At 66.9% G+C, this 1,183-nt stretch carries 1 protein-coding gene; it reads left to right on the forward strand.

Going from position 1 to position 1,183, the window contains the following annotated elements; translation table 11 throughout:
- Positions 1 to 1,115: zinc metallochaperone AztD (aztD, locus tag ELR45_RS03370; protein ID WP_205855769.1), on the forward strand; the 1,115-nt coding region annotated here is incomplete at its 5' end.
- Between the last annotated feature and the right edge of the window lie 68 nt (positions 1,116 to 1,183).

Here is a 1,183-nt window from a genome sequence, read left to right on the forward strand (position 1 = left end):
TGGCGGGTGACGAGCGGCACCTCTACGTCTCCACCACCGGCGGATTCCAGGTGCTGGACATGGGCACATGGGCGGAACCGCACGGCGACCATTCCCACTACTACACGGCCGATCCGGAACTGACGGACGTGACGGTGCCCGCCGAGACCCCTGGCCACGTCGTCGTGCATCACGGTCGAACCGCACTGTTCGACGACGGAACGGGCCAGATCTCCGTGCTCGACTCCGGTGACGTCGTCGAGCCCGACGCAGAGGTCCGTGAATACACCACGCCGTCGGCGCACCACGGTGTCGCCGTCGAGCTCGAAGACGGCAGCCTGGTCGTCTCGGAAGGCGACGAGGAAGCCCGCAACGGTATCCGGGTGCTGGACGGCGACGACGAGGAGATCGCGGCCTCCGACGACTGCCCCGGTGTGCACGGGGAAGCGATGGCCGCCGACGAGACCGTCGTCATCGGGTGCGAGGACGGCGTCCTGGTGTACTCGGACGGCGAGATCGAGAAGGCCGAGAGCCCGGATGACTACGGCCGGATCGGCAACCAGGCCGGCTCCGAGGAATCCCCGGTCGTGCTCGGGGACTACAAGAGCGACCCCGACGCCGAGCTGGAGCGGCCCACCCGGGTGTCGCTGGTGGACACTCGCGACGCGGGGCTCACCATGGTCGACCTGCCCGCTAGCTACAACTTCCGCTCTCTGGCCCGCGGCGACGACGGTGAAGCGCTCGTGCTGGGCACCGACGGACAGATCCACGTCATCGACCCTGAGAGCGCCGAGCTGGTCGACTCGATCCCGGTCATTGAGGAGTGGGAGGAGCCGATGGAGTGGCAGGAACCACGTCCGGCCATTCACATGCTCGACGGCTCGGCCTACGTGACCGAACCTGCCTCCAACATGATCCACGCCGTGGACGTCCCGACGGGTGAGGTGTGGAACAGCGTCGAGCTGGAGGTCACGCCGAACGAGATCAACGGTGTCACCGGTGACGCCGTCGAAGGCGTGTCGGCAGAGTTCGGCGGCGACGACGACCACGAACATGAGCACGACGAGAACCACGAGGACGACCACGAGCACGACGAGGATCACGAGGACGAAGAGCACGACCACGACGACGAGTAGGCAATGACACCCAGGGCGGCGGGATCGTGCACGGTGATCCCGCCGCCCTACGTGGGAGACACACATTG

Origin of the sequence: Phytoactinopolyspora endophytica (genome assembly GCF_004138495.1) — a bacterium.
Taxonomy (GTDB): domain Bacteria; phylum Actinomycetota; class Actinomycetes; order Jiangellales; family Jiangellaceae; genus Phytoactinopolyspora; species Phytoactinopolyspora endophytica.